General features: G+C 56.8%; 4 protein-coding genes. 1 reads left to right on the top strand and 3 read right to left on the bottom strand.

The genetic code is table 11. The annotated features are described in order from the left end of the window. Positions 1-2,202: heavy metal translocating P-type ATPase (locus ACEQWH_RS16030; protein WP_370232522.1), on the bottom strand; the 2,202-nt coding region annotated here is incomplete at its 3' end. 302 nt (positions 2,203-2,504) lie between these two features. Between ACEQWH_RS16030 and ACEQWH_RS16025 the strand changes: the two genes are divergently transcribed. After that, positions 2,505-2,717, top strand: a complete 213-nt coding sequence (locus ACEQWH_RS16025) for a hypothetical protein (protein ID WP_370232520.1) — start codon at positions 2,505-2,507, stop codon at positions 2,715-2,717. 71 nt (positions 2,718-2,788) lie between these two features. Here ACEQWH_RS16025 and ACEQWH_RS16020 read toward each other — a convergent pair whose 3' ends face one another. Continuing rightward, entirely contained in the window at positions 2,789-3,451 is a 663-nt protein-coding gene (locus ACEQWH_RS16020) for a L,D-transpeptidase (RefSeq protein ID WP_270732409.1), read from the bottom strand. 355 nt (positions 3,452-3,806) lie between these two features. Next, positions 3,807-3,946 (bottom strand): tyrosine-type recombinase/integrase (locus ACEQWH_RS16015; RefSeq protein ID WP_370232523.1); only part of this gene is annotated, 140 nt, incomplete at its 5' end.

Below are 3,946 nucleotides of genomic sequence, written 5' to 3'. Positions count from 1 at the left end.
GATCGCGCCCCACATGGACGCCATGCCAAAGGCGGTCGCGACTACGAAGACTGCCTTGGTTGCTAAAGACAGGCCGATGTTCTGTTTGATGATCGACATGGTCCGGCGCGAATGCCCGATCAGCCATGGAACTTTGCCGATGTCGTCTGTCATGAGAGCGATGTCTGCCGTTTCAATCGCGGCGTCCGACCCGACCGCGCCCATTGCGATGCCGTAATGCGCACGCGCCATTGCCGGTGCGTCGTTCACTCCGTCCCCGATCATCGCGACGGTCGTATATTGCGCCACCAGCTCTTCGATGGCGGTGACCTTATCCTCGGGCAGGAGCTCGGCCCGCACCTCGTCGATACCGACTTCGGCAGCCACTGCTCTTGCCGTGGCCGCGTTGTCGCCGGTGAGCATCACGATCTTTTTGACACCCTGTGCGTGCAAACGCGCGACAGTGCCCTTGGCATCTGGCCGGATCCGGTCCCGCAGTTCGAGAACGCCGCTGACGCCGTTGGCATCACCGATCGCCACCAGCGTGCTGCCCGCGCCTTCGATCTGATTGCGCAGATCAGCCGGAATATCCCCGCCAAGGCCCTTTTCCTCGGCAAACCGGTCTGAGCCGAGCCAGATGGACTGACCGCCCATTTGACCCTCAAGGCCGCGCCCTGGGACGGTTCGGGTATCCTCGGCGGCGACGATTTTTATTCCGTCCTGCTCTGCACGGCCAAGGATAGCCCGCGCCAGAGGATGTGAGGAACGCGCTTCGAGGGCCACGGCCCGTGCCATCAATTCGGCTTCGGTTGTGCCACCAAGCGGATAAATGGCCGCAACCTCGGGCTCACCCATGGTGATCGTACCGGTCTTGTCCATGGCCAGCGCTGTCGTGCGACCCGGGGCTTCGACATAGGCTCCGCCCTTGATCAGCACACCATTGCGCGCCGAGGCGGCAAGAGCCGCGACAATGGAGACAGGGGTCGATATCACCAAAGCACAGGGGCAGGCGATGACCAAAAGAACCAGTGCGTTGTAGAACCAAAAGCCCCAATCGCCGCCCGCGACAAGTGGCGGGATTAAGGCAATGAAAATAGCAAGCACCATCACAACTGGTGTGTAAATGCGGGCGAACTTTGTCACCCATTGTTCGACCTCTGCGCGACGCGAATGTGCATCGCCGACCATGCGAATGATCTTGGACAACACTGTGTCAGATGCCGCTTTCGTTGCCAGTACGGTCAACGTGCCCTCACCATTTATGGTGCCCGCGTAGACATCGTCGCCCGCCTCTTTTGGCACCAAAGCGCTTTCACCCGTAATGGGCGCCTGATCGACAGCTCCCGCCCCGTCGACAACTTCACCGTCCAGGGGAATGCGGTCCCCTCCGCGCACAATGAACTTGGTTCCGACAGCGACGGCCGCGGCGGGAATATCCGTCTCAGACCCATCCTCGTTTATCACCCGCGCGGTCGGAGGCGCGAGGTCGAGAAGCGCCGAGACGGCATTGCGTGCGCGCCCGACGCTCCAGCTTTCAAGATACAGTGAAAGTGAGAAGAAAAACGCAACAGTTGCGGCCTCGAAGAACTCTCCAAGCGCGATTGCACCGGCAACGGCAACCACCATCAACAGGTTCATATCAGGAGAGATCCGGCGCGCAGACGACCATGCTTTAGGTGCCACCAGCCACACACCGAATAGAATTGCGCCAGCGAACAAGGCAACTTCCGCCATTGGCATCGCGGATTCCCCATGGCCGGAAAAGATGCCGATGGCCCCGCCAATCCCGGTTTCAACCAGATGGTATGTGAACCCCGCCGCCCAAAAGCCTCCGCTCAACATCGTAAACTGCTTTTGTTTCTTCAGATGTGCAGCCTGATCGGCGCTGGCGTCCTCGGCATCCCACGGTTTGGCCGTCATGCCAGTTGATGCGACCGCCTTGATGATGTTGTCCGAGGACACTGACGTGCCACCTTCAAGAACGGTCATTCTGGCGTTGATGACGTCAAAGGCCAGAAATTCCGCCCCTCCGACCTCTGGACCGACGACTTTGTTGAGGATCGAGACCTCTTCCGCGCAGTCCAAGCCGCTGACGTGGAAACTCCGCCCGTCGGAGGCGCTGACTTGCGTTGGCGGAACAGCATCACCACCACAGCAACTTGTGCCTGTTTCAGGCGAAGAAGCGGCATGATCGTGATCATGATGAGCAGCATCGTGTGGCATGAGTTATCCTTAGATTCGCGACTATTTTGACAAGGATACGAGCTACAGCAACTAGAGCTACAAGAAGAAAAATGACAGCGCGTCCTATATTCGTTTGAACTACGAAAACCTGCCTCAGTTAGTCACCTTCCAACAACGCGCCGGAGGAAGTTTTGAGGCCGAAGGCGGGAACGATTGAATATCGTCTGGCTTTCATCATATCAGCGAAGCAACAATACTTGGGTAAAGGGAGCCAAAAGATGATCAAGCGAAATGCAGCCGTATTCACGCTCATACCGCTCGTGAGCGCTTGCGCGGTCACCATGACCGAGCCTCAAGACGCAAGCCCGACACCTTCCATTCCTGAGGAAGTGATTGCTATTGCAGGACCCAACCAAGACCTCATGTCAGCCTTCCTGCGTCCTGAAGACAGTTGCTATTGGTACATGCACAATGGCCCGGTTGAAAAGACACCTCTGCCGCTTCGGACTGCTGACAACCGTCCCATCTGCATTCAACAGCCCGCAGAGGCATAACAAACAAAAACGGCCCTGAATTCATCAGAGCTGTCTTCATTTGTTCGCAGTCATCGACGATGCTTTGACTGTTAGCTGGTGGAGACCACGCTGTCCGAAGCGGAGTAGAGATATACAGTTGAGCCGATTTCGACATTTGGATACAGCGCATTGATATGCGCCATCACCATCCGCACGCAGCCTGAACTCGCGCGGCCGCCAATCGATCTGGGGTGAGGCGTGCCATGAATACGCAAATACGTATCGCGCTGCCCGACGTAGAGGTAAATCGCACGAGAGCCGAGGGCATTTGTAGGACCAGGCTCCATGCCGTCAGCCCATCGCGCGTTCTCAGGGTCACGTTCGATCATCGATTGGGTCGGTGTCCAATGCGGCCATTCGACCAGACGGCGCACGGTATAAGTGCCCGGTTCATAAAGATTACCGCGCGCAATCGCGACGCCGTAGCGCATCGCCGTGCCCCCCTCTTCGATGTGGTAGAGATATCTTGCGACAGCATCGACGTGGATATCGCCAGGCGCCAGCCCATCCCGTGCCTCGACCCGTTGCGGAAGGAAACGCGGTGCAAGATCCCATGGGTTAGATGTTTCAAGAACGAAGTTTTCTGGAGTAACTTGCGCGTCCCAAGCAGCCTTTTGTGACGCCGTTGGCCATGTATTGGCAAAAGCGGGCGAAGCCAGCGGCGCTGAGAAAAGTGCAGTAGTGGTCGCGATGAAATGGCGTCTGGTCAGCATATTGAACTTGTCTCCGTCCTAATAGTCAATTTGCGTAATATGTGCCGCATGCTCCATATGACAGGTACAACCTACACCAACTAGAGGTTCAATAAGAATCTTCGCTTCACACAAATTTGTGTATTTGCATTTGCGTACTGACAACATTTTGTCACGCGACGGAGGCCAGCAGCCAGTGGCCGCTTTCGGGAAAACCCGGCGTCGGCGTGAGCTTCCCCTTAAATCGGGGCTGAAAAAGGTCGAACGACAGCTTTGTGCGGATTCAGGTCATTTGTGTGGCGTCCAGAATCTAGGACTCTGGGCTCCTAGTAGCCATTCGCTGCACCTTGCCCGAAGGTCTGCTAAGGCCTGATTGCTAAAGTAACTCCACAGCTTCGCTCAACTGGTCAGAGTTCACATCTATGTACCTCTGTGTTGTGGATATATGTGAATGCCCTGCAAGCGCTGCAAGCAATCGCACGCCTACACCCTTGTTGGCCAAACGGGTAATATAGG

It is taken from the genome of Cognatishimia sp., from assembly GCF_964229375.1.
In the GTDB taxonomy this organism is placed as follows: Bacteria; Pseudomonadota; Alphaproteobacteria; order Rhodobacterales; family Rhodobacteraceae; genus Cognatishimia.
The sequence above is the reverse complement of the archived record's forward strand: the minus strand, read 5'-3'. Positions and strand labels throughout refer to the sequence as shown.